This is a genomic window from Sphingomonas sp. IBVSS2 (genome assembly GCF_002127225.1).
GTDB lineage: Bacteria > Pseudomonadota > Alphaproteobacteria > Sphingomonadales > Sphingomonadaceae > Sphingomonas.
This window is the reverse complement of sequence record NZ_NFUR01000007.1, coordinates 167,092-191,854: the sequence shown is the minus strand read 5'-3', so window position 1 is coordinate 191,854 and position 24,763 is coordinate 167,092. Positions and strand designations below refer to the sequence as shown.

Below are 24,763 nucleotides of genomic sequence, written 5' to 3'. Positions count from 1 at the left end.
GGGTTAGGCGCGGTGGCAGAAAGCGTCAACATGGCTGCCCCAATTCCTGCCTCTCCGCTGTTCCTGCGCGAGCCCGAGATCCGGCGCGGCGTGGAGCTGCTCTATTTCGGCTATGCCCATCTGACGCGCTCGATCGACGCGGGGCTGGCGGCGCAGGGCCTGGGCCGCGCGCATCATCGCGCGCTCTATTTCATCGCCCGCAAGCCGGACCTGACGGTGAGCGAGCTGCTTGCGATCCTGGCGATCACCAAGCAGTCGCTCGGCCGGGTGCTGACCGAACTGGCCGATCGCGGCTTCGTCGAGACCCGCACCGGCGATCGCGACCGGCGCCAGCGCCTGTTGCGGCTCACCCCCGCAGGGGCGAAGCTGGAAGGCGAGCTGTTCGACGCGCTGCGCGAGAAGATGGCCAACGCCTATTCGAGCGCGGGACAGGGCGCGGTGGGCGGCTTCTGGGCCGTGCTCGAAGGGCTGGTGCCCGAGGAAGAGCGCCGGCGGGTGGCGGCGCTAGGGCGGTAGGCCGCCGCCCCGCCCCGAGGGAAGGGGCCCTCCGGTCCCCTTCCCTCGCGCGATCACCCCAGCCGGATCGACAGCTCCACCTCGTCGGTGAACGGCATCGACATATAGCCGTTCGCCACGTCGCCGACCCGCTCCAGATATTCCGGGCAATGATCGGCATTGTCGGCAATCAGGATCGCGCCCGGGCGCAACCGGCTCTCGACCCGGTCGAGAATGTCCGAATAGAGCGCCTTGGCACCGTCGAGCAGCAGCAGGTCGATCTGGTCGGGCAGGTCGGCGGCCAGCGTTTCCAGCGCATCGCCTTCGCGGAACTCGACAAGGTCGGCCAGCCCGGCTTCCGCCAGGTTCGCCCTGGCACGAACCAGCTTGCCCGCCTCGAACTCGCTGGTGATCAGCCGGCCGCCGCCATTGTCGCGCAACGCCGCCGCGAGATGGAGCGTCGACAGGCCGAACGACGTGCCGAACTCGACGATCGAACGGGCCCCGGTGGCGCGGGCCAGCATGTAGAGCAGCTTTCCGACCTCGGGCGAGACCGGCAGGGCGAAATCGGCGAGCTTCGCGTAGAAATCGCGATACCCGGTCTTGCTGCGCATCATCGCGCGGTGGTCCTCGCTCGTCATGCCCGCAAAGGCCGGGCTGGCGGCAGGCGGGTTGGCTTCGGTCTCGGCAAACAGGCGCGCGAGCAGGGGCGCCACGGGGGCGCTGGACAGCGTCGTCATCTGGGGGTTCTCCATGTGTCGGCAGGGGCTTGCCTGCCGACCCGGAAAATACGACTAGTTCGTCAGTTTTGACTATTCGCATTGGCAGCGTGCCCGCATGACCACCCCCCGCAGCACCCGCGTCGCCTCGCGGAAACAGCCGCGACAGGCCCGTTCGAGCCAGCTGGTCGAGGCCGTGCTGGACGCGGCTGTTCAGGTTTTGACGAAGGAAGGGGCACAGCGTTTCACCACGGCGCGAGTCGCCGAGCGCGCCGGGGTGAGCGTGGGTTCGCTCTACCAATATTTCCCCAACAAGGCGGCGATCCTGTTCCGCCTGCAGAGCGACGAATGGCGGCGCACCTCGGCCATGTTGCAGGGCATCCTCGAGGATGCCGCCACCCCGCCCCTCGCCCGGCTGCGCCGGCTGGTCCATGCCTTCCTCCAGTCCGAATGCGAGGAAGCGGCGGTCCGCACCGCGTTGAGCGACGCCGCCCCGCTCTACCGCGACGCCCCCGAGGCGATCGAGGCGAAGGGAGAGAATGCGCAGGTCTTCCGGACGTTTCTGCGCGAGGCGCTGCCCGATGTGGCGGACGATGCGCGGATATTGGCGGGAGACCTGATCAAGATGACGCTCAGCCAGGTGGGCAGCAGCTTCTCCGAAACGCCGCGGACCGAGGCGGAGATCGCGGCATGGTCGGAAGCGGCGGCGGACATGCTGTGCGGGTATGTGGAGCGGCTGGCGGAGAGGAGCGGCTTCCCATCCAAGGCTGGGCGCCCGTGATTGCCAACCTCCTCCGCGTTACACTTCAGCCCTTCACGCGCAGCAGCGCATCCCCGTCATTGTCCAGAAGGCCCGTGATTTCTCCGGTGGCAGCGTCACGGGTGACGGTGATTCCTTCACCGGTGTAGCGATCGATGAACTTGTCGCGATCGAACGCCACCAGATGATTGGTCTTTCCGGTGGTCAGGTCCTTCAGGACCAGCTCATCATCGGGTCCAACGGTCGCATCGAAGAAGTAGTTCTTCGCTCCCGGGTACTGGTATCGCCCCGTGATCGCCGCCAGCGCGTCAGCGGACACAGGGATCCGCGTAACCGCGCGCGTCGGAAACAGCCCCAGTGCGAATTTGTTCGAGATGGCCCGGGCCAGTTCATTTCTGACCACCCGGCCATTCTCGGAATTGGTCATCAAGACGACTCCCAATCGGCGCTGCGGGAAATAGAACAGCTCGCTCTTGAAGCCGGCATTGCTGCCACCATGCCCGAACGAGGCGGTCGCATCCTTCCCGCGCAACTCGAAGCCGAGGCCGTAGCCATCGCCGCCGCCCGGTTTGCCGCTCGGCTGAATCATCTGCTCGGCGAGCGATCGGGATATCAATGCGCCCTTCGCCCCGGACAGCGCCCTCAGCATGCCGAAACAGAATTTCGCTATGTCGGAGGGAGTCGTCCACAGGCCGGCCGGCGCAAGCTCCGGATAGACATGCCAGCCGCCGGGAAAGGGCTGGCCATCGAACTGGTGGGCGAGGCTGACATTCCCTTCGGGATAGGAATCGAACGTGCTGTCCACCATGTGCAGCGGCGTCAGCACATGTTGCTGCAGGTAACGGCCGAAGGGCATGCCGGACTGATCCTCGATCAGCTTCTGCAGCACGACATAACCACCGCCCGAATAGGAGTATCTCGATCCCGGCACCGCCTCGACACGAAGCGCAGGACTGTTGCCCTTGCCGTTCAGCACCCCGATCGCATCGGGTATTGTCTGGGTCCTCTCGTAACCGGCAAAGCCGCCAACGTTCAGCCCGGCGGTGTGGCTCAACAATCGGCGGATCGTGACCTTCTCGGTTCGGTTGGGCTCGCTTGAAGGAACCTTCCAAGTACGAAGATAGTCGTTCACATCCCGGTCAAGGTTCAGGCCTTTGGATTGGACCAGGGTCATCACGGCAAAAGCGGTGACCGATTTGCTGATGGAAGCCGCCTGAAATCGCGTATGCACATCCACGCGCTGAAGACGTCGACTATCGGTGGATCCATAGCCCTTCGCCCAGATAACGTGCCGGTCATCGAAAATGGCCACGCTGACGCCTGGGACGCCAAGCAATGCCATGCGATCGTTGATATCGTACGTCTTTCGCGTTTCATCGGCCAGAACGACCCGGGGGGTCAGGCCGTTCTCGATGCTCGTGATCTCCACGGCAGACAGGCTGGCGGGAGAAGCCGGAGCGACTTGAGCCAACGCTCCACCACAACAGACAATCGAAAAGACCGCGCATCCAATGCCACGATACATGCGTCCCCCTCCAGGTCCCCGAGCTTCCAGCTCTTCGGTGTGCGCGTCGAGTATGGCCGACACGCGACAGAGCTCCAAACGGAGACTTCCGCGCCTTCCGTCAGAGCTGCTTTAGGGAAGCCAGGACATGGCCCCTGGCGCGGCGATCGGGGCGCGCCCAGGTCCCCGCGCCTCAAGCCACCTTGAACCCTTCCCGGTTCATCGCCAGCGTCAGCGCCTTGTTCTTCTCGTCGCTCAGCTGGGCGCGCAGCATCGGGAACAGGCGCAGTTCCTCTTCCTCCATATGCGCCTCGATCTCGGCGCGGAACCGGCGGACCCTGGCGATCCAGTCGGGCGAGGCGGTGGGCATGTTCTCCAGTTCGTAGAGATGCTGCTTCACATAGCCATGCTCCTGGGTGAGCTGGTCGGCGGCATCCCTCTGCCCGGCCTCGCGCAGCGCCGGATAGAGGACGTTCTCCTCCTCCACCGCATGCTTCATCAGCGCATGCTTCAGATGCGCGAGCAGCAGGTTGCGCCTGGTGGAGGAATGCTCGTCCGTGGCCTCGATCTGGCCGAACACCTTGCGCACCGCCTCATGCTCGGTGGCGAGCGCCTCGTCCCAATTGCCGGCGAGCAGGCTGGGCGCCTGCACCACGGCCTTGCGCCCGAGCAGCGCCAGCATGCCCAGCGCCATGCCGCCCGCGGCGGCGCCGGCGATCACGCCGAGATTGTGGGTGGTGCTCGTTCGCTTGGACCCGGTGAAGCGGCCCTTGCTGTCGCGCGTGGCGGTAGTGGTCGTCATGGCCTTCGGCTCCGATGTTACGCTGTCGGCGCAACAACGAAGGGAGACTAGGGGCGTTCCGATCAGCGCCGCGCGGCGGCGGCCATTTCGGCACTGCGGCGCGCCGATGCGCCGAGCGTGGCGCGCAGCAGCGCCGCGAGCGCGTCGTCCGCGTCGAGCACGTCGAGCCCCTTGCGCGTGGTTCCTCCCGGGCTGGCGACCCGGTCCACCAGCGCCGAGGGCGGCGCGTCGGCCTGGGCGGCGAGCAGCCCCGCCCCCTCCACCGTGGCGATGGCGAGCCGCAGCGCCTGTTCCTCGCCGAACCCGATCGACACCCCGCCCGCGGCAAGCGCATCGATGAAGCGATAGACAAAGGCCGGCCCGCAGCCGGCGAGCACGCCGAGCCGGTCCAGCCCCGCTTCGTCGCCCCATTCGACCAGCCCGAGCGGCCGCATCAGCGCGTCGACCGCCTCGCTGCGATCGCCGGCCAGGCCGACCACGCCCTTGCCGATTGCGACCGGCAGGTTGGGCATCGCGCGGACGATGCCCGCTGCCCGGAACCGGCCCGCGAGCGAAGCCAGCTCGACGCCGGCGAGGATGGAAATGAGCAGCGGCACCCCGGCGATGCGATCGCCATGCGCCTCGGCCACCGCGTCGATCTGCTGCGGCTTCATGCCGAGCATCACCGCTTGCGGAAGCGGGCCCTCGGGGAAGGCGCGGCCCTGGCGCACGCCCTCGGGCAGCGCGCGATCCTGACGGTTGACGACGAAGACCCCGGCGGGGTCCACCGTTCCCGCATCGATCCAGCGGCGGAGCATCGCGCCCGCCATGTTGCCGCAGCCGACCAGCCAGAGGCTGGCCGGGGGCATCGCGCTCACGCCTCGCCCTGCGTTTCGATGAGCGCGGAGGCCAGCGCGTCCTGCGGGGTCTTGCCGCCCCACAGCACGAACTGGAACACGGGATAGAAGCGCTCGCACTCGTCGATCGCGCTCTCCACCAGCAGCTCGGCTTGGGCCAGACTCAGCGTCGGCTCCTCGCCGTCGATCAGCGCGGCGTGGCGGAACAGCAGGATGCCGCTCTGCGACCAGAGCTCGAAATGGCCGATCCAGAGCTGCTCGTTGACCAGGCCGATCGTCTCATAGACCGCCATGCGGCGCTCGTCGGCCACGCGGATATCCGGAAAGGCGAGGAACTGGAGCACGCCATCGTCCTCGCGCCAGATCGCGCGCAGCTCATATTCCGTCCAGCTGCCCTTCACCTTCGCCACGATCTCGTCTTCCTCGCGGCTGTGCGTCCAGCCATGCGCGGCGAAATAGCTTTCGAGCATGTCGATAGGGGCTGCGTCGTCGCGGTCGAATTCCGCTTCGTCGAGCATCAGTTTCTCCACTGGGGCCGGATTGCTTGGGCAGAATCTGCCAACCGCATCGGGCCCGCACAAGCGCGGGGTTCACAACCCTGCGCAAAAGCTGTGGACAAGGTGTTTATGCTTGTCCTGCCGGCTTTTTAGGCGATTTCGGCGCCTTGGGTGCTGCCGCCGGCTTGGCAGCGCCGCCCAGCTGTGCCTCGAGCGCGGCGAGGCGCGCCTGGAGCGCATCGTTCTCGTCGCGCGCGGCCACTGCCATGGCCTTCACCGCTTCGAATTCCTCGCGGGAGACGAAGTCCATCCCGCCGATCCATTCGCGAGCACGCTCGCGCGCGGCGCCTTCGGTCTCGCGGGCGACGCCGGCCAGCGTGCCCGCCGCGCCGTTCACGAACTTCACGAAATCGTCGAACAGGCGGTTGTCGGTCTGCATTTCAAATTCCTCGCGCGATCACTTGATCTGTATTTCGTCAGCCGGACGCGAGGATACAAGGCTTCCCGCGTTCGGATTGAGCTGGTGGATCTGATAGAGAAGCATGCCGGCGAACGCGATCCAGGCGAGATACGGGATCAGCAGCACCGCGGCGAAGGTGCGGATGCGGGCGAAGAGAACGAAGGTGATCAGCGCGAGCAGGAACAGCGCGCCGAGGATCGCCAGCGCCGGTACCACCTGGTGCATGCCGAAGAAGACCGGCGACCAGACGAGGTTCGCCACCATCTGCACCGCGAAGACGACCAGCGCGGGCCCGCGCAGCGCCGATCCGCGCGCATTGATGATCATCGCCAGCGCCAGCCCCATCAATATGTAGAGCGCGGTCCACGCTGCCGGGAAAACCCATTCCTCCGGCATGATCGCGGGCTTCGCCAGCCGGGCGAACCAGGGGTTGGCGCTGCCCGACGGCGCCAGGCGCGCCGAGGTGAAGCCGAGCAGCAGGATGAACGGCACCGTGACCACGGCCCATCGCAGATAGGCGAGCCTCAGCTGCCCCTTCGATGCGATTTCCCTCAACGCGCCCTCCGGTTAGATCCTGTGGGCGCAAGGGCTATGTTGCAGCGCGCCGAAACGCAAGCGTTGCCGTTATGTTTCGCGCGTCGCGGCGATCAGGAATTCCACATTCCCCTCGGGCCCGGTGATCGGGCTGGCGGTGACGCCGACGACGGTCCAGCCCTGCGCGGCAACCCATTCGGACACTTCGCGGCAGACGCGTTCGTGCACTGCGGCGTCGCGGACCACCCCGCCCTTGCCCACTTCGTCGCGCCCCGCCTCGAACTGCGGCTTGATCAGTGCGGCCAGTCGGGCGCCGGGCCGGGCGAAGCGGAACGGCACTTCGAGCACCTTGGCCAGGCCGATGAAGCTCGCGTCGCAGACGATCAGGTCCACCGGCTCGGGGATGTGCGCATCGGTCAGGATCCGCGCGCTGGTCTGCTCATGGACGATGACGCGCGGATCCTGGCGCAGCTTCCAGGCGAGCTGGTTGGTGCCGCTGTCCACCGCATAGACGCGGGCCGCCCCGTTGCTCAGCAGCACGTCGGTGAAGCCGCCGGTCGAGGAACCCACGTCGATCGCCACCGCCCCCGTCACGTCCCAGCCGAAATGCGCGAGCGCATGCGCCAGCTTGATCCCGCCGCGCGACACCCAGGGATGGTCGCGCCCGCGCACGTCGAGCACCGTCTCCTCCGGAAATTGCTGGCCGGGCTTGTCGACCTTGCGGTCGCCGGCGAAGACCAGGCCGGCCATGATCAGCGCCTGGGCACGCGTCCGGCTCTCGGCGAGGCCGCGGTCCACGAGCATCTGGTCGGCGCGCTGCTTGGGCATTGCCGGCCTTTAGGTGCAACCGCCCAGGATGCAAAGCCGCATCCCCCGCGCACGGCCCCGGGGCCGGCCCAACGGACTGCCGCAGCCGGGCTTCGATCCGGCGCAACCCATATTGCCCATCAAAATAGTGGGAATAAATTGGAGCTCCGGCCTGCCCTCCCGATGGAGTGCAATTGCAATGAGTATCTTCGCTCCGTTTGACGAACATTCGCCGATCGTCCTCACCGTCCCCGGGCTCGGTGGCTCGGGGCCCTCGCACTGGCAGACGCTCTGGGAGCAGTCCCGCCCCGACACCAGCCGAGTCGAGCTCGGCATGTGGGATACGCCGCATCGCAATGCCTGGGTGACCAGGCTCGACCAGGCGATCCGCACCGCCCAGGCGCCGGTGGTGCTCGCGGCGCACAGCCTGGGCTGCCTCGCCGTCGCCTGGTGGGCCGAGCTCTCGCCCCAGCCCTTTGGCTGGCCGGTGGCGGGCGCGTTGATGGTGGCCCCCGCCGATGTCGACCGGCCGGACGTGAAGTCCGAGCTTGCCGGCTTCGCCCCCGCGCCGGCCAAGCCGCTCCCCTTCCCCTCGATCACCGTGGCGAGCCGCGACGATCCCTGGATCGGCATCGATCGCGCCCGCGAGCTCGCCAAGGGCTGGGGCAGTTTCTTCGTCGATGCCGGGCCGCAAGGGCATCTCAACGCCGCCAGCGGCATCGGCTGGTGGCACGAGGGGCAGGAACTGCTCGACCGCGTGCTCGATGCCGCGTCGGACCGGTCCGGCCGCGTCCGAACCGCGGCGGACGCGCGCTCGCTGCTCGCGATCAATGCCACGGAAGCCGCCCAGGCACATTATCTGGGCCGGTATGCGTGATTCGGCGTGTGGCCGGTGCTTCCGGACGCACGCTACTGGTAACTGCCCGCAAATCCCCTAAATAGGGAATGCGGGCGTGGCCGGGTGGCGTACCCTAGAGCGTCACCCGGCCTACCCGCGCCTTTTTCCTTCCGCCAGTCCCTCCGCCCGGGTACACCGGTGTCATGGATCGTCGCGACCTGCTTGCCGCCGGCCTGGCCGGCCCGTTGCTCCCGCTTGCCGCCAGGGCGGTGCCGCACGGCCCCGTCTCCCCCGATGCCAGCATCAATCTCTGGCCGGGGGACGCTCCGGGCCTGCTCGACCAGGCGCTGCAGGATCATGTCGCGGTCCGAAGTGCCGATCCGGGCTTTCCCGATCGCGCGATGGAGCATGTCCGCACGCCGCGGCTCGACATATTCCAGGCAGCCCGGCCGAACGGCGCCGCGATGCTCGTCATTCCCGGCGGCGGCTATGCCCGCGTGGTGGTCGACAAGGAGGGCTATGAACTGGGGCCGTGGCTCGCCGCGCGCGGGATCACTGCCTTCGTGCTCTTCTACCGGCTGCCCGGCGACCCCTGGCGCGATCCGAGCAATGTCGCCCTCGCGGATGCGCAGCGCGCCATGCGGCTGATCCGGCATCGCGCGGCCGAGTGGAAGGTCGATCCCGAACGCGTCGGCGCGATGGGCTTCTCCGCCGGCGGGCATCTCTGCGCCGATCTCGCGGCCCGCTTCGGCCGCAGGCTCCATGCGCCGATCGACGCCGCCGATGCCCGGGACGCCCGCCCGATCGTCGCGGCGCCGATCTATCCGGTCGTCTCGATGGACCCGGGCTTCGCGCATATGGGTTCGCGCACCCTGTTGATCGGCAAGGAAGCCACGCCCGGCATGGCCGCCGAGCATTCCCCCGAGCGCCAGGTCGGCGCCCATACGCCGCCCAGCTTCCTCTGCCATGCCGAAGACGACGCCACCGTACCGATCCAGAACACGATCGCGCTGCGCGCCGCCCTGAAGGCAGCCGGGGTGCCGGTGGAGACGCATCTGTTCGAGCAAGGCGGCCATGGCTTCGGCTGGGGATCGCGCACCCAGGGCAGGCCCGCGCACGCCTGGCCGGAACTGTTCCTCGCCTGGGCCAGGGGGCACGGCCTGCTGGGCTAAGGGGCCCTGAGGGCGAACGGCCGGCCGGGCCGAGGACGATGGCACCCCAAAACCGTTTTCGCCGGATGTTATGTTGTATCTTTAACTCGCTTGCCCTATATCCGCGCCATGCCGGTGAGTCTTCCGTTGGCCCGCATATGGGGCGGCATTGATGCGCGTCTCGATCGTATCGCGATCGGGATCAGCGGGCTGTGCCTCGTCCACTGTGTCACGACCACGATATTGCTCACCGTGATCTCCTCGGCCGGCGGCCTGCTCAATCCGGCGATCCACGAGGTCGGCCTCACCCTCGCGATCGGCTTCGGCGCCTTCGCGCTGGTCAAGGGCGTGATGTCCCACGGCTATATGGCCCCGGCGGTGGTGGGCGCCTTCGGGCTCGGCATCATGGCCGGCGCATTGTCGCTGCCGCACGGCGATTTCGAGATTTTCTGGACTTTGGTGGGCGTCAGCCTCGTCGCCCTGGGCCATGATCTCAACCGGCGCGCCACCTACTGAACTTGCCGCGAGGGGCCTGCGGGCCTACATAATATCCATGCACGCGCACGACCATCACGAGCATCACGGCAACGACCTGACCAAGGCCGCCCAGGCGACGCTGGAGAAATCCGGCGAGCAATGGACGACGATGCGCGAGCGGGTGTTCGAAGCGCTGGCGGGCTTCGACAAGCCCGCCTCGGCCTATGACATTGCCGAGGCCGTCTCCCGGGCGGAGGGGCGCCGGGTGGCCGCCAACAGCGTCTACCGCATTCTCGACCTGTTCGTCGGCGCCAATCTCGCGCGGCGGGTGGAAAGCGCCAACGCCTATATGGCGAACACCCATCCCGACTGCCTGCACGACTGCATCTTCCTGGTCTGCGACAATTGCGGCCAGACCACGCACATCGACGACGACTCGATCACCCGGACGGTGCGCGCCGCCGCCAAGGACATGGGCTTTTCGCCCGAGCGCCCGGTGATCGAAGTGCGCGGCAAATGCGCGGATTGCGACTGATCGCCCCTCCTGCACGGCGCCTGCACGCAAAATCCACACGCGCAAGGTTCGACTTCCCGGAATCGGAAGAGTAAGGGCAGTTGGATGGCCGATCTACCCAGCACGCCGCTGCTCGATACCGTCGATACGCCCGAGGACCTGCGCAAGCTCGATCCGAAGCAGCTTCGCCAGCTCGCCGACGAACTGCGCGCGGAGACGATCTCGGCCGTGGGCTCGACCGGTGGGCATCTCGGCTCCGGGCTCGGCGTCGTCGAGCTGACCGTCGCCATCCATTACGTCTTCAACACGCCCGACGACCGGCTGATCTGGGACGTCGGGCACCAATGCTATCCGCACAAGATCCTCACCGGCCGCCGCGACCGCATCCGCACGCTGCGCCAGGGCGGCGGCCTGTCGGGCTTCACCAAGCGCAGCGAGAGCGAGTACGACCCGTTCGGCGCCGCCCATAGCTCGACTTCGATCAGCGCCGCGCTGGGCTTCGCGATCGCCAACAAGCTCTCGGACAAGCCGGGCAAGGGCATCGCGGTGATCGGCGACGGCGCGATGAGCGCGGGCATGGCCTATGAGGCGATGAACAATGCCGAGGCCGCGGGCAACCGGCTGGTGGTGATCCTCAACGACAACGACATGTCGATCGCGCCGCCGGTGGGCGGGCTCTCCGCCTATCTCGCGCGGATGGTCTCGTCGTCCGAATATCTGGGCCTGCGCAGCCTCGCCAAGCGGGCGATCCGCAAATTCTCGCGCCGCCTGACCGCGGCGGCCGGCAAGACCGAGGAGTTCGCCCGCGGCCTCGTCACCGGCGGCACGCTCTTCGAGGAGCTGGGCTTCTATTATGTCGGCCCGATCGACGGCCATAATCTCGAGCATCTGATCCCGGTGCTGGAAAATGTCCGCGATGCCGAGGAAGGCCCCATCCTCGTCCATGTCGTCACCAAGAAGGGCAAGGGCTATGCCCCGGCCGAGGCGGCGGCGGACAAATATCACGGCGTCCAGAAGTTCGACGTGATCACCGGCACCCAGGCCAAGGCGCCGCCGGGCCCGCCTGCCTATCAGAACGTCTTCGCCGACCAGCTGATCAAGGACGCCGAGCAGGATCCCCGGATCGTCGCGATCACCGCCGCCATGCCCTCGGGCACCGGCGTGGACCGTTTCGCCAGAGCCTATCCGGACCGCACCTTCGACGTCGGCATCGCCGAGCAGCATGCGGTGACTTTCGCCGCCGGGCTGGCGGCGCAGGGTATGCGCCCCTTCTGCGCGATCTACTCGACCTTCCTGCAGCGCGCCTATGACCAGGTCGTGCACGACGTGGCGATCCAGAACCTGCCGGTGCGCTTCGCGATCGACCGCGCGGGGCTGGTCGGCGCCGATGGCGCGACCCATGCCGGCAGCTTCGACATCACCTATCTCGCCACCCTGCCCAATATGGTGGTGATGGCCGCGGCCGACGAGGCCGAGCTGGTCCACATGACCCACACCGCCGTGCTGCACGACAGCGGCCCGATCGCGCTGCGCTATCCACGCGGCAACGGCACCGGCGTGGCGCTTCCGCAAGTTCCGCAGCGGCTGGAGATCGGCAAGGGCCGCATCGTCCGCGAGGGCAAGACCGTGGCGATCCTCTCGCTCGGCACCCGTCTGGCCGAAGCGCTGAAGGCAGCCGACACGCTCGAGGCCAGGGGGCTCTCGACCACCGTCGCTGACCTGCGCTTCGCCAAGCCGCTGGACGAGGAACTGATCCGCCGCCTGCTCGCCACGCATGAGGTGGCGGTGACGATCGAGGAAGGGGCGATCGGCGGCCTGGGCGCGCACGTCCTCACCATGGCGAGCGACCAGGGCCTGATCGATGCGGGCCTCAAGCTGCGCACGATGCGCCTGCCGGACCTGTTCCAGGACCAGGACAAGCCCGAGCTGCAATATGCCGAGGCCGGCCTCAATGCCGAGAACATCGTCGACACGGTGCTGAAGGCGCTGCGCTGGAACGAAGCGGTGGCGGCGGACGGGGCGCGGGCCTGACGCAAGCCCAGGCGCGCCTCTGAACACCAGGCGGGATCGACATTCAGCTCTGTCCCTTTCACCCCCAGTGGCGAGGGAGGAAGTTGAACGTCGCGGCCTCACCCTTCCGTCATGCTGAACTTGTTTCAGCATCCAATTCTCCACCAGGGAATCGCCGGTGGCACGCTGGACCCTGAAACAAGTTCAGGGTGACGAAGGAGGTTGGTTCGAAGTCTTCCGGCACGCCAAACCGCTCCCCTAGCCTGAATGTCGATTGCCCCTGGTTCCGTCATCCCGTGCAGGCGGGGATGACGGATATTGGGGACTGCCTCCTCCCCAATAGCCCCAGGTTATGTCCGTCGAACCTATGTTCCGATGGACAGCCGCATTTGCCCGGACCACCCTCCGCGCCAAAGCGCCATCCGGGGAATATCCAATGCTGAATCGCCGTGCCTTCCTGCTGAGCTCGACCACGGCGCTGCTCACCGGCGCCGCCGCCGTGGCGAATCCCCGGCTGGTCGCCGCGAAGCAGCAGAGCGTGCGCGGGGCAAGCGCGCCGATCGAGATCGTCGACGACGAATGGGGCACGCCGCACATCCGCGCCACGACCATCCCCGATGCCTTTTTCGGCCAGGGCTATGTCGTCGCGCGCGACCGGCTGTTCCAGATCGACCTGTCGCATCGCCGCGAGATGGGCCGGCTCGCCGAGGCGTTCGGCGCGCGCTTCGCCCGGCACGACGCCAATGCCCGCCTCTTCCACTATCGCGGCGACATCGATGCCGAGCTGCGCCGCGTGCCCGCCGATGTGCTGGCCTGCGCCCAGGCTTATGTCGCCGGCATCAATGCGCGCATCGACGAAGTGATCGCCGATCCCGCGCTGCTGCCGCTCGAATATCGCATACTCCAGATCGTCCCGATCCGCTGGGACCTGCGCGACCTGGTGCGCGCCCGCGAAGCCTCGAGCGGCAATGTCGACGACGAGATCCGCCGTGCCCGCCTCGCCGCCCTGGGGCTGCTCGATCTCGATGCGATCGTCGCGCCGCTTCGCCCGGCCTGGACGATGAAGGTGCCCGACGGGCTCGACGCCGCGGCGGTGAGCACGGCGGATCTGGGCGTGCTCAACATCGACAGCCTGCCCTGGGCCGAGCTTACCGGCCAGGACCCGGCCGCCGCCTCTGCCGAGCGCGCCAATGCGGGCAGCAACGCCTGGACGGTGTCGCCGTCGCGCACTGCCACCGGCCGGCCGATCCTGGCCAATGATCCGCACCTCGGCATCGGCGGGTTCGGCCCGCGCCACGTCGCCCACCTGACCGCGCCGGGGCTCGATCTGATCGGCGGCGGCGCGCCCGGCCTGCCCGGCATCATGCAGGGCCATACCGATCGCTTCGCCTTCGGCCGCACCAACTTCCATATCGACCAGGGCGACCTGTTCGTCCTCGAGCTCGATCCGACGGACCCCGAGCGCTATCGCCACGACGGCGGCTGGAAGCGGTTCGACAAGGTGGAGGAAGCGATCGCGGTGAAGGACGGCGCGCCCGTCACGGTGACGCTGCGCTATTCGGTGCAGGGCCCGGTGATCGCGCACGATCCCGCGAAGCGCCGCGCGACCGCGCTCGCCACGATCGCGATGCAGCCAGGCGGCGACGGCGCCTTCGCGATGATCGCCATCAACCTGGCCAGGGACTGGGAAAGCCTGCGCAAGGCCTTCGCCCTCCACCCCTCGCCCACCAACTTCCACTATGCCGATGTCGACGGGAATACCGGCTGGCAGGTGATCGGCTTCGTGCCGGTACGCAAACGGGGCGACGGGCTGCTCCCCGTGCCCGGCGACGGCCGCTACGACTGGACCGGCATGCGCAAGTTCGAAGCGCTGCCGAGCGCCTACAATCCCGCCAAGGGCTGGTTCGCCTCCGCCAACCAGAACAACCTGCCCGCCGACTGGCCGCGCGACCGCATCCCCGCCTTCTCCTTCCGCGATCCCTATCGCTACGATCGCATCGCCGAAGTGCTATCCTCCCAGCCGAAGCACACATTGGCCGACAGCGCGGCGCTCCAGCACGACACGCTCTCTACCCCGGCGCGCCAGTTCCTCGCGCTGCTCCCCCAGTCCCCCTCGCCCGCCGCCAGGCCCGCGGTCGACATGCTGCGTGGCTGGGACGCACGGATCGATCGCGACAGCGGCGCCGCCGCGCTGTTCGAGGCTGTGTGGCGCGAGGCCGGCAAGCGCATGCTCGCCGCGATCGTGCCGGCCCGCGCCAAGGGGCTGATCCCCGGCATCGCGCCTTCGATCCTGCTCGACGCGCTGGCCAGGCCGGACGCGCGGCTGGGCGCCGATCCGGTCGCGGCGCGCGATGCGATGCTCGATGCGGCGCTGGCCGCCGGCTGGGCCGTGACTCGCGAAAAGCTCGGCCCCGATCCCGCCGCCTGGCGTTACGGCGCGCTCCACCAGGTGCGCCTGCGCCATCCGCTCTCGGCGATCCCCGCCATCGCCAGGGCCTTCCCCGCGATCGAGGGCGAAGGCTCGGGCGGCGACGGCTATACGGTGATGGCACGCTGGCTCGGCGCCGGCCCTGGCTGGCAGGTCGGCGGCGGCGCCAGCTACCTCCAGGTGATCGACGTCGGCGCATGGGACAATTCGCTGATGCTCCTCCTGCCCGGCCAGTCGATCGACCCGCGCTCGCCGCATTATCGCGACCAGTATCGCAACTGGGCGAACGGCCGGATGCAGCCCATGCCGTTCAGCCGCGCCGCGGTGGACGCCCGCGCGGCCTCACGCACCACGCTGCGGCCGGCATGAGGCGCGCCGGCCTGCTCCTGCTCGCCCTCGCCGCCGCCCCGGCCGCGGCGCAGGATCGCGGCTTCGACAAGGCGTTCGACAGGGCCGTGGCCGATTTCCGCGCGCTCCACCGTGCCGAGGTCGCCAAGGCCGGGATCGCCGGCAGCAGCTTCTATGTGATCCGTGACGGCCAGACGATCGTCGCCGACCATCTCGGCGAGCAGGATGCCGATGCGCATGTGCCGGTCGATGCGCGCACCATCTACCATTGGGCGTCGATCACCAAGACGATGACCGGCATCGCGATCATGCAGCTGCGCGACCGCGGGCTGCTGAAGCTCGACGACCCGATCATCCGCTACGTCCCCGAGCTCGCCGGAGTGCACGACCCGTTCGGCGATCCGGGCGCGATCACTCTCCGCCAGCTGATGAGCCACAGCGCCGGCTTCCGGAACGGCACCTGGCCGTGGCGCGACAAGCCATGGCAGCCCTTCGAACCCCCCGGCTGGAAGCAGCTCGAGGCGATGATCCCGTACACCGAGGTACAGTTCAAACCGGGCAGCCGGTTCGGCTATTCCAACCCCGGCATCGTCTATCTCGGCCAGGTGATCGAACGGCTCTCGGGCGAGGATTTCGAAGTCTATGTCGACAAGAACATCCTGCGCCCGCTCGGCATGCAATCGAGCTATTTCGACCGCACCCCGCCCTATCTCCTGCCCCACCGCGCCCACAGCTATTATATCCAGGGCGGCAAGCGGGTGCCCGCCCCGTTCGACGCCGATACCGGCGTGACCGTCTCGAACGGGGGGCTCAATGCGCCGCTGCCCGACATGGCGAGATATGTCGCCTTCCTACTCGGCGACCCGAAGCGCGCCGCCGAATACGACCTCGTCCTCAAGCGCGCCTCGCTGGACGAGATGTGGCAGCCGGTGATCAGCGCGGGCGAGGATTACACCCAGGGCCGGATGGCCCCGACCACCTGGAGCGGCCTGTCCTTCTTCCTCGACAAAACCGACGGCATCCGCATCGTCGGGCACAATGGCGACCAGAACGGCTTCCGCGCCTATCTGAGCCTGTGCCCCGACCAGCATCTGGGCACCCTGCTCGCCTTCAACACCGAGACGCGCGGCGTGGAGAATGATCCGGGCAACCGGAACATGCCGGAATCGCGCATCGCGCTGGCGACCGACAACCTCTGCAAGGCGGCGGCGAAGGGCAGGAAATAGGGCACCGTCCCTGTTTTTCGTCATCCCCGCGAAGGTGGGGATCCGGGGTAGCGGGGAGCTACCGGCCGCGCCGCAGCAGGCGCCCGCTCTTCCCCACCCGCGCGCCGCCCTCGAAGGCGGGCTTGCCGTTCACCATCACCAGGTCGAACCCCTCCGCCCTGGCAAAGGGATCGACATAGGTGGAGCGCGCCTTCACCTTCGCCGGATCGAACAGGATCAGGTCGGCCTTCGCCCCGGCGCGGATCACGCCGCGATCGCCCAGGCGCAGGATATGGGCGGGATAGCCGGTGCCCTTGCGGACCATCTCCTCGATCGCGAGCTTGCGGTCGCGCACCACATATTCCTCGACCAGCTTGGCATAGGTGCCGGTCGCGCGCGGATGGCGCATGCCCGGGCCGCCATCGGTGGAGAAGGCCACGTGCGGATCGACCAGCAGCACGTCCTGCAACGCCTTGTCCTGGGTGAAATGCGCGCCCGATCCGCTCTGCGGGCCGATCTTGATCAGGAAATCCGCATAGTGCAGCCCGGCCTCCTGCGCCGCCTGGGCCAGCGTCTTGCCGGCATAGGGCCTGGTGCCGATCAGCAGCGCCTCCGGCCCGCCGCGCCGGGTCATGCGCTGCACCAGATAGTCGCGCAGTTCCGGCCGCCGTTCGGCCACCACCTTGGCATAGTCGGTCGGCGGCAGCGCCCATTTGGGAAAGAGGATGGCGATGCCGGTATAGCCGGCCTCGTACGGATATTGATCCGCGGTCAGGTCGATCCCCTGGCGGCGCTTCTCGGCCAGATAGGCGAGCAGCTCGCGCGCCCGCGCCTCACCCTTGCCGAAGACGACCTTGAGATGCGAGATGTGCGGCCGCGCCGGCAGCGACGAGGCGATCAGCTCGTCGATCGAGGCCTTGATATCCTCGTCATTCTCCGAGCGCATATGGCTCATCACCACGCCGCCGTACCGCGCCACCACCTTGCCGAGATTGGTCAGCTCGGGCGTCTCCGAATAGATGCCCGGCACATATTCCAGGCCATAGGACAGGCCGAACGCCCCGGCCTTCAGCTCGGCGTCGAGCTGCGCCGCCATCCGCGCGAGCCCGGCCGCATCCGGGCGGCGAACCGCGTCCGCCACGCCCGCCGCGCGCCGCAGCGTGCCATGGCTGGCGAGCAGGGCGATGTTGAGGTCGATCGCCGTCCGGTCGACGGCCGCCATCCAGCTCCGCGGATCGAGGTCCTTGCCGAGCCGGGGGCCGTTACCGTCCTGGCCGAGCGTGATCGTGGTGACGCCCATCGCGAGAAAGGCTTCGTAGCTGTCGTCCAGCGGATCGCCATGGCTGTGCATGTCGATGAAGCCCGGGGCGAGCACGCGCCCCTCGCCGGCGACGATCCGCACCGCGGACCCTCCGGCCGAAGGCGGCCCGACCTCGAGGATCCGGTCGCCGGCGACCAGCACATTGGCCAGCCGGGGCGCCGCGCCCGTCCCGTCGACGAGCAGCACTTCGCGGAACAGCGTCTCGGGTTCGGCCGCCAGCGCGATCAGGCCGGGCCAGCTCGCCAGCCCGCCCGCCGCCACGGCCCCGCCGATGGCCTGCCGCCGTGTCAACCGCTGGGTCATTGCCCCTTCCCCCTGTTCTTCGACCTCAAGGGCCGACTATGCGCGGAAGCGGCGCGAAGACGAATCCCTAAAAATGATTAACCTCATTGCTTCCGCGCATGGGCGTGCCTTCCCCCGCCAATGGTCAAATCGGTCCGGATCGGGACTCGCCTTGGCCGCGCATCGCCACTAGACCTCGCCGCGTGCTCCAGATGACTTCCCTTCCCGCCTCTGCCCGCCCTCGCGCCCTTGCCCATTGGCTGTTCGCCGTCGCGGCGCTGATCGTGCTGATGGTGGTGATCGGCGGCATCACCCGTCTCACGGAATCGGGCCTGTCGATCACCGAATGGAAGCCGCTGTCGGGCGCGATCCCGCCGCTCACCGATGCGCAGTGGCAGGCCGAGTTCGCCCATTATCAGCAGATCGGCCAGTATCAGCAGCTGAACCGCGGCATGACCCTGGCCGAATTCAAGAACATCTTCTTCTGGGAATATCTCCACCGGCTGCTCGGCCGGGTGATCGGGCTCGCCTTCTTCCTGCCCCTCGTCTGGTTCGCCGTCCGCCGCGCGATCCCCAAGGGCTATGGCTGGCGGCTGACCGCGCTGCTCGCGCTGGGCGGGCTGCAGGGTGCGCTCGGCTGGTGGATGGTCCAGTCCGGGCTCAACAAGACCAGCACCGCGGTCGACCATTTCTGGCTCGCCGCACACCTGCTCACTGCCCTGTTCACGCTGGGCGGCATCGTGTGGACCGCGCTCGACCTGCTCGCGCTGAACCGCAATCCGATGGCCCGGCCCGCCCGGCTGACCGGCCTCGCCACCGGCGTGCTGCTCGTGCTGTTCGTCCAACTCTTCTACGGCGCGCTGGTCGCGGGGCTCGATGCGGGGCTGGTGACCGATCAATGGCCGCTGATGAACGGCCATTTCTTCCCGGGGGCAACCCAGCAGGGTGCGAGCCTGGGCCATGTCCTCTTCTCGGACCCGGCCGTGGTGCACTTCATCCATCGCTGGTGGGCCTGGGTGGCGGTGGCCGGGCTGATCCTGCTCGCGCGCAAGGTGCGCGCCACGAGCCGCCGCGCCTCGATCGCGATCCACAGCGCCTTCGGCACCCAGATCCTGCTCGGCATCGCCACGGTGATGGCCGGGGTGCCGATCTGGCTCGCCGCGCTCCACCAGCTCACCGGCGCGCTAGTGGTGATCGCCACCGTCTGGGGCGCGCACGTCGCCGGCAGCCGGGCCGGCGCTTGAGCGAGATCGCGCTCTTCTACGTAACCTTCGCCGCCCGCGCGGATGCGGAGCGCGTGGCGGAAACCGTGCTCGCCGAGCATCTCGCCGCCTGCGCCAACATCCTCGCCCCCTGCGCTTCGCTCTATCTGTGGCACGGCGCGCTGGAGCGGGCTGAGGAAGTGCCGGTATTGTTCAAGACGCGCCCGATGCTCGCCACTCGGCTGCGCGCGCGGATCGCCGCGCTCCACCCTTATGAGCTGCCGGTGATCGAGAGCTGGACCGTGACTGCCGACGAGCGGGTGGCCGCCTGGGTGGAGGGCGAGACGCGCTGATGCTGCTCGCCGCGATCGTCCTCCAGGCCAGCACGGCCGGCTTCGCCCCGCCGCTGGATGCGCCGCGGCGCGTGGTGACCGAACGCCGCGACGACGCCCGCATCTATCGCATGGAGCGCGATGTCCGCTTCGCGCGCGAGGGCACAGGCTATCGCGCCGAAGTGACGCTGCGCGCCGGCGTCGGCGAAACCCCGGACAGCACCGCCGCCGCCTATGAAGCCGGGTTCGAGGCATTTGCCGGTAAGACGATCGTCTTCCATCTCGATCCGCGGGGCGCCGTCGTCGCGATCGACGACATGGCGGCGCTGTGGGAGCGCTTCTGCCAGCGTGTCGCCGACATCGCCGCCGCCCGGCGCACCCTGGCGCCGACGGAGCGCGAGAAGCTCGCCGCGCGCATCGCGGCCCCGCTCCGCGCACTGCCGGTGGAACGCCAGCGCGCGATGCTCGGCTCGCTCGTGGTGGCGGTGATTGCGGACGAGGCGATGACCCCCGGCAGCACGCCGGTCCGGCTGCCCGGCCAATCGGCCTATGGCGGCACGACAGCGCTCGAGGGGCAGCGCACCGTCGTCGCGCTGCCGGGCGGTTTGCTCCGCAGCACCGTCCGCGCCGATGCGGCCGACGTGGCGTTCGAGCGCGTGACCGACATGGATCCCCGCACCGGGCTGATCACGCGCAACAGCAAGACGCTGCGCATCCGGGCGGGCGGCCTGGAGAAGGTCAGCGTCACATCGCTCACCGTGGAACGGGTCGCCGATTAGGCTATGGTATTCCAGTACCCGTCAGCAAACCCGCGCTTTTCTTGACTTTCTCCGCGCGAATCGTCAGAGGGCCATCAACCGCGCTGCCCGGAAGGGTGGCGCGCTTGCGTTTCATACTCGAAAGGTCTCGCCCATGAAGGCGCTGATGAAGACCACCAAGTCGGCCAAGCCGGCCGAGGTGGAGAAGAAGTGGCACATCGTCGATGCCGATGGCCTGATCGTCGGCCGCGCTGCCGTCGTGATCGCCAACGTCCTGCGCGGGAAGCACAAGACGAGCTTCACCCCGCACGTCGATTGCGGTGACAACGTCATCGTCATCAACGCGGACAAGATCCGGTTCACCGGCAAGAAGCTGGCCCAGAAGGTGTACTACAAGCACACCGGCTATGCGGGCGGCATCAAGGGGATCACCGCGGGCAAGGTGCTCGAGGGTCGTTTCCCGGAGCGCGTGCTCGAAAAGGCCGTGGAGCGCATGATCCCGCGCGGTCCGCTGGGTCGCCAGCAGATGCGCAACCTGCGCATCTACAATGGTGCCGAGCATCCCCACGAAGCCCAGAACCCCGAGGTCCTCGACATCGCCGGCATGAGCCGCAAGAACAAGGTGGGCGCATAATGTCCGACAACCGCCAGTCCCTTTCCGATCTCGGCGCCATCGCCGCCGGTGAGCAGGCCGTGGCCGCCGAGGCCCAGGCTTCGTCCGACAACCGCGCCGAGGCATATCTCGCCGGCCAGCTCGACGCGCCGTCGACCCCGGCCGTGCTGCGCCAGCAGGAGCTCGACAAGTTCGGCCGCGCCTATGCGACCGGCCGCCGCAAGGATGCCGTCGCGCGCGTGTGGCTGAAGCCCGGCACCGGCAAGATCACGATCAACGGTCGCGATCAGGAAGTCTATTTCGCGCGCCCGACGCTGCGTCTCGTCATCAACCAGGTGTTCGGCATCACCGAGCGCGAGGGCCAGTATGACGTCGTCTGCACCGTCAAGGGCGGCGGCCTTTCGGGCCAGGCCGGTGCGGTGAAGCACGGCATCAGCCAGGCGCTCACCAAGTACGAGCCGATCCTGCGCACTCCGGTGAAGCAGGCCGGCTTCCTGACCCGCGACAGCCGCACGGTCGAGCGCAAGAAGTACGGCCGGGCCAAGGCGCGCCGCAGCTTCCAGTTCTCGAAGCGCTAAGCGGTTCTTCACGGAACAACGAAGGGGCGGTCCGGCAACGGGCCGCCCTTTTCGTTTGTGCGCCGACGCCGACCGCGGCTAGCCTCGCGCCATGGCGCTCGACCATCCCGACACGGCCCGCATCCTGGCCTTTCTCGACGAGATCGGGATCCCGGTGTCCCGGGGCAGGATCGAGGGCGACAGCTTCCTGCCCGGCATCGAGGTGCGCAGCGGCGGGCTGGTGCTCGATCCCGCCCGCCCCTTCCACCCCGGCGACCTGCTCCACGAGGCCGGCCATGTCGCCGTCACGGATCCCGCCGACCGCCCGACGCTCTGCGAGGTCCGCGACGATCCGGGCGAGGAGATGGCGGCGATCGCCTGGTCCTATGCCGCCGCCCGCGCGATCGGCATCGACACGCGCGCGCTGTTCCATGCCCATGGCTATCTCGGCGGCGGCGAAGCGCTGGCGGCCGCATTCGACAGCGGCGCCGGGCCTGGGCCGCCGATGCTGCAATATTTCGGCATGACCGCCGAGCCGCATCAGGCCGCCCAGCTCGGCCTCCCCGCCTATCCCCGAATGGCGCGCTGGCTGCGCTAGAGGCGCGCCAGCCAGCCGGTATAATGGACCACTTCGCCAAGCAGCGGCAGGGCTACCCCCACCTCGAAGCGGAAGCGGCCATCCTCCTGCCATTCGCGCGCGATGATGCGGGGTTCCAGCAGGCGCGGCATCGGCACGCCGAACGCGCTCCAGCGCCGCAGCACCATCTGCAACCCCTTGCCGTCCGAAGGGAGATCGAAGGCGAAGCGCAGCGGGCCGAAGCGCTCCGCGACGCCCTGCCCCGCCTGGCTGAGTTCGCTCGAAAAGACATGGCCGCCGAAATCCCGCGTCCAGCGTTCCTTGCCGCCCCTGGCCGCGAAGACGACGCGGAGCGGATAGCTGCCGCCCGGCGGGAAGCCCATCACCCGCCCGACCAGCCAGGCCAGGCCCCTGCCCCGGCGCACCTCGCCTTCCCCCTCCGCACCGGCATCGCCATATAGCGCGTGCATGGCACGCACCTGCTCCGGCAGTTGGGCGAAGCGCGCGCGCATGGCCCGTGCGTAGAGCGGCTCGACCGCATATTCGCGCACCGCATGGCGGATGGCCAGGCCGGCGAAGAGCGACTCGAACCGGTCGAGCGTCAACAGCCCGCTCGCATCCTGCGCGCCCGGCGGCACCCGGCCGGCCAGAATGTCCCCGGCGAGCAGTTCCGCCGCCAGCGTGGGAATTTCAGGCCCGTCCCCGCGATCGGCGATCAGCGTCCAGCGCCGGCGGACACCCGGCCCGACCAGGGTGACCGACATGGCCGATCGGTCGCTCCCGGCCCAGGCGGTGATCCGCTGGAGCCTGTGCAGCCGGGGCGCCGCGCCGCGCAGCGTCCCGAGCCAGCCCCAGCGGACCGGCCAGCTCAACAGCCACAGGGCGAGCATCTGGAACCCGAGCTCGGTACCGGCACGGAAGGTCGTGGCCGGGCGGCCGGGCAACCGTTCCGGCACCAGCGACAGGTCCGGCACTTCGGCGAGCGCGATCCAGCGGCGGAGCGACCTTCCTCCTCCTTCGATGGCGAAGCGCTCGCGGCGCAGGTCCTGCCAGCCCGTCGCCTGCGTCCAGCGCTGGCCGCGCCAGACGCGCACCGGCTTGCCGACATAGGAGAGGATCGCGGCCGCCACCGATGGGCCGGCCACTGCCCGGTTCGAAGCGCTGATCGCGATGTCGACACGCTCGACCCGCGCCAGCCCCTCCGCCAGCGCACGCGCCACGGCGCCGGATAGCGCCGGCACGCTCGAGGCGCCGCTGACGATCGGCACCGTTACCGCGGCACCCTTGTTCAGCGCCGCGATCCCGGTCACGAAATCGCGCGAATCCGCGAGGTCGAGATAGGGGATGCGCATCGCGATGCACGCTTCGGGCACGGTATGGCCGCTGCCCTGGAAGGGGCCGGCCGCATCGATCACCAGGTCGGGCCGCTCGCGCGCCAGCACCATGCCGATGCCGTTGGTCCGATCCGCCACCACGGGCTCCGCCCCCTCCAACCCCGCGCAAAACGCCGCTGCCCTATCGAAACGCCGCCCCGCCACCAGCACCCCGTGCCCGGCACGGAGCAGCCGCAGGCTCAGCCGCGCACCGAACCCGCCATAGCCGCCGATGACGAGGATGCGGCTCACGCCCTCGTGTTCCCTGCGCCATATACCGCACGAAAGGCGAGCCCGCCGGCCAGCCCCGAACCGCAGAACCACAGCAACCCGGCCAGGGCTTCGGCCGGAATGCCGGGAGCCCGGGGATGGACGCCCTGCAGGAACAACGGCAACGGCAGAGCGACCAGGATCCCGACAAGCCCCGCCTGCCACCAGCGTACCGGCCCCAGCATCCCCAGGATGAGGAAGGCCGGCAGCCCGAGGAAAAGCAAATGGAGCAGCGCGACGAACGCGGCCAGAACCATCGCCATCAGCACCCCGAAGCCAAAGCCGCCGACCCAGACGGCCGTGCCAAGGGCGGCCGCCAATCCCGCAGCCCAGATCGCCGCCGCTCCGGCAAGGAAAAGTGAGCCGCCGCCCTTCATTCCGCCGGATCCGCGAACACGCAGAGCTGGTGAACCAGCTCGCCCAGCCAGGGATGCACCAGGTCGAGACTGAACAGGAACCGCCCCCCGCCCAGGTCCATATGCCCCACCGTCAGCGCACCGGGCATCGCCCAGCCCGGCAGCTTCACCCGAAACCGGCCAAGTTTCAGGAAATAATGGTCGCTGACGAACAGCAGCGCCCCGCCCGCCTCTCCGAGCCGGAGCGCAATGCCAACGCCAAGCCCCAGATATTCCTCGATCCCCGTCGGCCCGGCAAAGCGCTTGGCGCTGTGGATAACCTGTGGAAAACCCTGTGCACGGCCATATTGCCGCGTCCAATATTGGCCCTGGCCGTCGGCGTCCGCCGTCACGCTCACGCTGGCCGACACCCCCACTTCCGTACCGAGCGGCAACGGCCCGCCGATGAGCCGCGCAGCCTGCGCCAACGCCCACCCCACCCGGCTCATCCGGCATTCGGCGACTTCGCCGAGATAGGAGACACATGCCCCCGCCTCGATCTTGCGCAGGAAGCGGCGGCGCGTCGCGGGCGGCAGGAACAGCCAGCGCTGGCCGAGCAGCCGGGCAAAGGGGCTTTCCGCATCGTCGCGGCATGGCGCCGGCCGGCGATGCCAATCGGCGTAGCGCGCCAGCGAACCCGGCGCACAGCCTTGCGCCGCTGCTCCGACCGCCATGTCCATATGCCGTCCTTTCCGCGG

The 24,763-nt window shown here is 68.6% G+C and carries 27 protein-coding genes; 15 read left to right on the top strand and 12 right to left on the bottom strand.

The features are described from left to right. Positions 1 to 30 precede the first annotated feature (30 nt). Positions 31 to 516 carry a MarR family transcriptional regulator gene (locus CAP40_RS19255; RefSeq protein WP_086131173.1) on the top strand — a complete coding sequence of 162 codons (486 nt, stop codon included), beginning with the start codon at positions 31 to 33 and terminating at the stop codon, positions 514 to 516. Between the two features lie 53 nt (positions 517 to 569). On the opposite strand, the gene CAP40_RS19250 is transcribed toward CAP40_RS19255, so the two are convergent. Further along, positions 570 to 1,235: an O-methyltransferase gene (locus CAP40_RS19250; RefSeq protein WP_086131197.1), complete on the bottom strand. Its 666-nt coding sequence runs from the start codon at positions 1,233 to 1,235 to the stop codon at positions 570 to 572. 97 nt (positions 1,236 to 1,332) lie between these two features. Between CAP40_RS19250 and CAP40_RS19245 the strand changes: the two genes are divergently transcribed. After that, on the top strand, positions 1,333 to 1,995 hold the full coding sequence (locus CAP40_RS19245; protein ID WP_086131172.1) for a TetR family transcriptional regulator: 663 nt from the start codon (positions 1,333 to 1,335) through the stop codon (positions 1,993 to 1,995). 25 nt (positions 1,996 to 2,020) lie between these two features. Here CAP40_RS19245 and CAP40_RS19240 read toward each other — a convergent pair whose 3' ends face one another. The 7 genes from CAP40_RS19240 to CAP40_RS19210 form a co-directional block, all read right to left on the bottom strand. Then, a complete protein-coding gene (locus tag CAP40_RS19240; RefSeq protein ID WP_086131171.1) occupies positions 2,021 to 3,499 on the bottom strand; it encodes a serine hydrolase in 1,479 nt (492 codons plus the stop codon). Positions 3,500 to 3,671: 172 nt separating this feature from the next. Next, on the bottom strand, positions 3,672 to 4,280 hold the full coding sequence (locus CAP40_RS19235) for a hemerythrin domain-containing protein (RefSeq protein WP_086131170.1): 609 nt from the start codon (positions 4,278 to 4,280) through the stop codon (positions 3,672 to 3,674). A 62-nt stretch (positions 4,281 to 4,342) separates the two neighbouring features. Further along, the gene (locus CAP40_RS19230) at positions 4,343 to 5,128 is read right to left on the bottom strand and encodes a pyrroline-5-carboxylate reductase (protein WP_086131196.1); all 786 of its coding nucleotides are present in this window, start codon (positions 5,126 to 5,128) and stop codon (positions 4,343 to 4,345) included. Positions 5,129 to 5,133: 5 nt separating this feature from the next. Then, positions 5,134 to 5,634, bottom strand: a complete 501-nt coding sequence (locus CAP40_RS19225) for a YbjN domain-containing protein (protein ID WP_086131169.1) — start codon at positions 5,632 to 5,634, stop codon at positions 5,134 to 5,136. Positions 5,635 to 5,740: 106 nt separating this feature from the next. Next, complete coding sequence (locus tag CAP40_RS19220) at positions 5,741 to 6,052, bottom strand: accessory factor UbiK family protein (RefSeq protein ID WP_086131168.1); 312 nt, start codon at positions 6,050 to 6,052, stop codon at positions 5,741 to 5,743. Positions 6,053 to 6,070: 18 nt separating this feature from the next. Then, positions 6,071 to 6,628, bottom strand: coding sequence for a TspO/MBR family protein (locus tag CAP40_RS19215; protein ID WP_086131167.1), 558 nt, complete (start codon positions 6,626 to 6,628; stop codon positions 6,071 to 6,073). Positions 6,629 to 6,697: 69 nt separating this feature from the next. Then, positions 6,698 to 7,435 carry a TlyA family RNA methyltransferase gene (locus tag CAP40_RS19210; protein WP_086131166.1) on the bottom strand — a complete coding sequence of 246 codons (738 nt, stop codon included), beginning with the start codon at positions 7,433 to 7,435 and terminating at the stop codon, positions 6,698 to 6,700. Positions 7,436 to 7,613: 178 nt separating this feature from the next. Here CAP40_RS19210 and CAP40_RS19205 point away from each other — a divergent pair, with 178 nt between their 5' ends. From CAP40_RS19205 to CAP40_RS19175, 7 genes are all read left to right on the top strand, one after another. After that, positions 7,614 to 8,291, top strand: a complete 678-nt coding sequence (locus tag CAP40_RS19205) for an alpha/beta hydrolase (RefSeq protein WP_086131165.1) — start codon at positions 7,614 to 7,616, stop codon at positions 8,289 to 8,291. 164 nt (positions 8,292 to 8,455) lie between these two features. After that, positions 8,456 to 9,424, top strand: a complete 969-nt coding sequence (locus tag CAP40_RS19200; RefSeq protein ID WP_086131164.1) for an alpha/beta hydrolase — start codon at positions 8,456 to 8,458, stop codon at positions 9,422 to 9,424. A gap of 114 nt (positions 9,425 to 9,538) precedes the next feature. Continuing rightward, complete coding sequence (locus CAP40_RS19195) at positions 9,539 to 9,919, top strand: MerC domain-containing protein (RefSeq protein ID WP_256924387.1); 381 nt, start codon at positions 9,539 to 9,541, stop codon at positions 9,917 to 9,919. Between the two features lie 37 nt (positions 9,920 to 9,956). Beyond that, positions 9,957 to 10,415, top strand: a complete 459-nt coding sequence (locus tag CAP40_RS19190) for a Fur family transcriptional regulator (RefSeq protein WP_086131163.1) — start codon at positions 9,957 to 9,959, stop codon at positions 10,413 to 10,415. Between the two features lie 84 nt (positions 10,416 to 10,499). Then, complete coding sequence (gene dxs, locus CAP40_RS19185) at positions 10,500 to 12,425, top strand: 1-deoxy-D-xylulose-5-phosphate synthase (protein WP_086131162.1); 1,926 nt, start codon at positions 10,500 to 10,502, stop codon at positions 12,423 to 12,425. Between the two features lie 415 nt (positions 12,426 to 12,840). Further along, entirely contained in the window at positions 12,841 to 15,201 is a 2,361-nt protein-coding gene (locus tag CAP40_RS19180) for a penicillin acylase family protein (protein ID WP_086131161.1), read from the top strand. Beyond that, on the top strand, positions 15,198 to 16,406 hold the full coding sequence (locus CAP40_RS19175; protein WP_086131160.1) for a serine hydrolase: 1,209 nt from the start codon (positions 15,198 to 15,200) through the stop codon (positions 16,404 to 16,406). Before CAP40_RS19180 ends, CAP40_RS19175 begins: the two co-directional genes overlap by 4 nt. A gap of 58 nt (positions 16,407 to 16,464) precedes the next feature. Here CAP40_RS19175 and CAP40_RS19170 read toward each other — a convergent pair whose 3' ends face one another. Then, positions 16,465 to 18,009: an amidohydrolase family protein gene (locus tag CAP40_RS19170; protein WP_144034442.1), complete on the bottom strand. Its 1,545-nt coding sequence runs from the start codon at positions 18,007 to 18,009 to the stop codon at positions 16,465 to 16,467. 191 nt (positions 18,010 to 18,200) lie between these two features. Between CAP40_RS19170 and CAP40_RS19165 the strand changes: the two genes are divergently transcribed. The 6 genes from CAP40_RS19165 (at position 18,201) to CAP40_RS19140 (ending at position 22,048) form a co-directional block, all read left to right on the top strand. Next, on the top strand, positions 18,201 to 19,232 hold the full coding sequence (locus tag CAP40_RS19165; RefSeq protein WP_086131194.1) for a COX15/CtaA family protein: 1,032 nt from the start codon (positions 18,201 to 18,203) through the stop codon (positions 19,230 to 19,232). Continuing rightward, positions 19,229 to 19,543 carry a divalent-cation tolerance protein CutA gene (cutA, locus tag CAP40_RS19160; RefSeq protein WP_086131158.1) on the top strand — a complete coding sequence of 105 codons (315 nt, stop codon included), beginning with the start codon at positions 19,229 to 19,231 and terminating at the stop codon, positions 19,541 to 19,543. Before CAP40_RS19165 ends, cutA begins: the two co-directional genes overlap by 4 nt. After that, a complete protein-coding gene (locus CAP40_RS19155; protein ID WP_086131157.1) occupies positions 19,543 to 20,301 on the top strand; it encodes a hypothetical protein in 759 nt (252 codons plus the stop codon). Before cutA ends, CAP40_RS19155 begins: the two co-directional genes overlap by 1 nt. A gap of 133 nt (positions 20,302 to 20,434) precedes the next feature. Continuing rightward, entirely contained in the window at positions 20,435 to 20,914 is a 480-nt protein-coding gene (gene rplM, locus CAP40_RS19150) for a 50S ribosomal protein L13 (RefSeq protein ID WP_086131156.1), read from the top strand. Next, positions 20,914 to 21,471 (top strand): 30S ribosomal protein S9, encoded by a 558-nt coding sequence (rpsI, locus tag CAP40_RS19145; protein WP_086131155.1) that lies wholly within the window; start codon positions 20,914 to 20,916, stop codon positions 21,469 to 21,471. Before rplM ends, rpsI begins: the two co-directional genes overlap by 1 nt. A gap of 91 nt (positions 21,472 to 21,562) precedes the next feature. Continuing rightward, entirely contained in the window at positions 21,563 to 22,048 is a 486-nt protein-coding gene (locus CAP40_RS19140; protein ID WP_086131154.1) for a hypothetical protein, read from the top strand. On the opposite strand, the gene CAP40_RS19135 is transcribed toward CAP40_RS19140, so the two are convergent. Genes CAP40_RS19135 through CAP40_RS19125 form a run of 3 tightly spaced genes read right to left on the bottom strand, consistent with a single transcriptional unit; the run spans position 22,045 to position 24,745 of the window. Further along, entirely contained in the window at positions 22,045 to 23,652 is a 1,608-nt protein-coding gene (locus CAP40_RS19135) for an SDR family oxidoreductase (protein ID WP_086131153.1), read from the bottom strand. The genes CAP40_RS19140 and CAP40_RS19135 overlap by 4 nt on opposite strands. Then, positions 23,649 to 24,047, bottom strand: coding sequence for a hypothetical protein (locus CAP40_RS19130; RefSeq protein ID WP_086131152.1), 399 nt, complete (start codon positions 24,045 to 24,047; stop codon positions 23,649 to 23,651). Before CAP40_RS19130 ends, CAP40_RS19135 begins: the two co-directional genes overlap by 4 nt. Further along, a complete protein-coding gene (locus CAP40_RS19125; RefSeq protein ID WP_256924384.1) occupies positions 24,044 to 24,745 on the bottom strand; it encodes a DUF4166 domain-containing protein in 702 nt (233 codons plus the stop codon). The genes CAP40_RS19130 and CAP40_RS19125 overlap by 4 nt, the downstream gene beginning before the upstream one ends. Positions 24,746 to 24,763 lie beyond the last annotated feature (18 nt).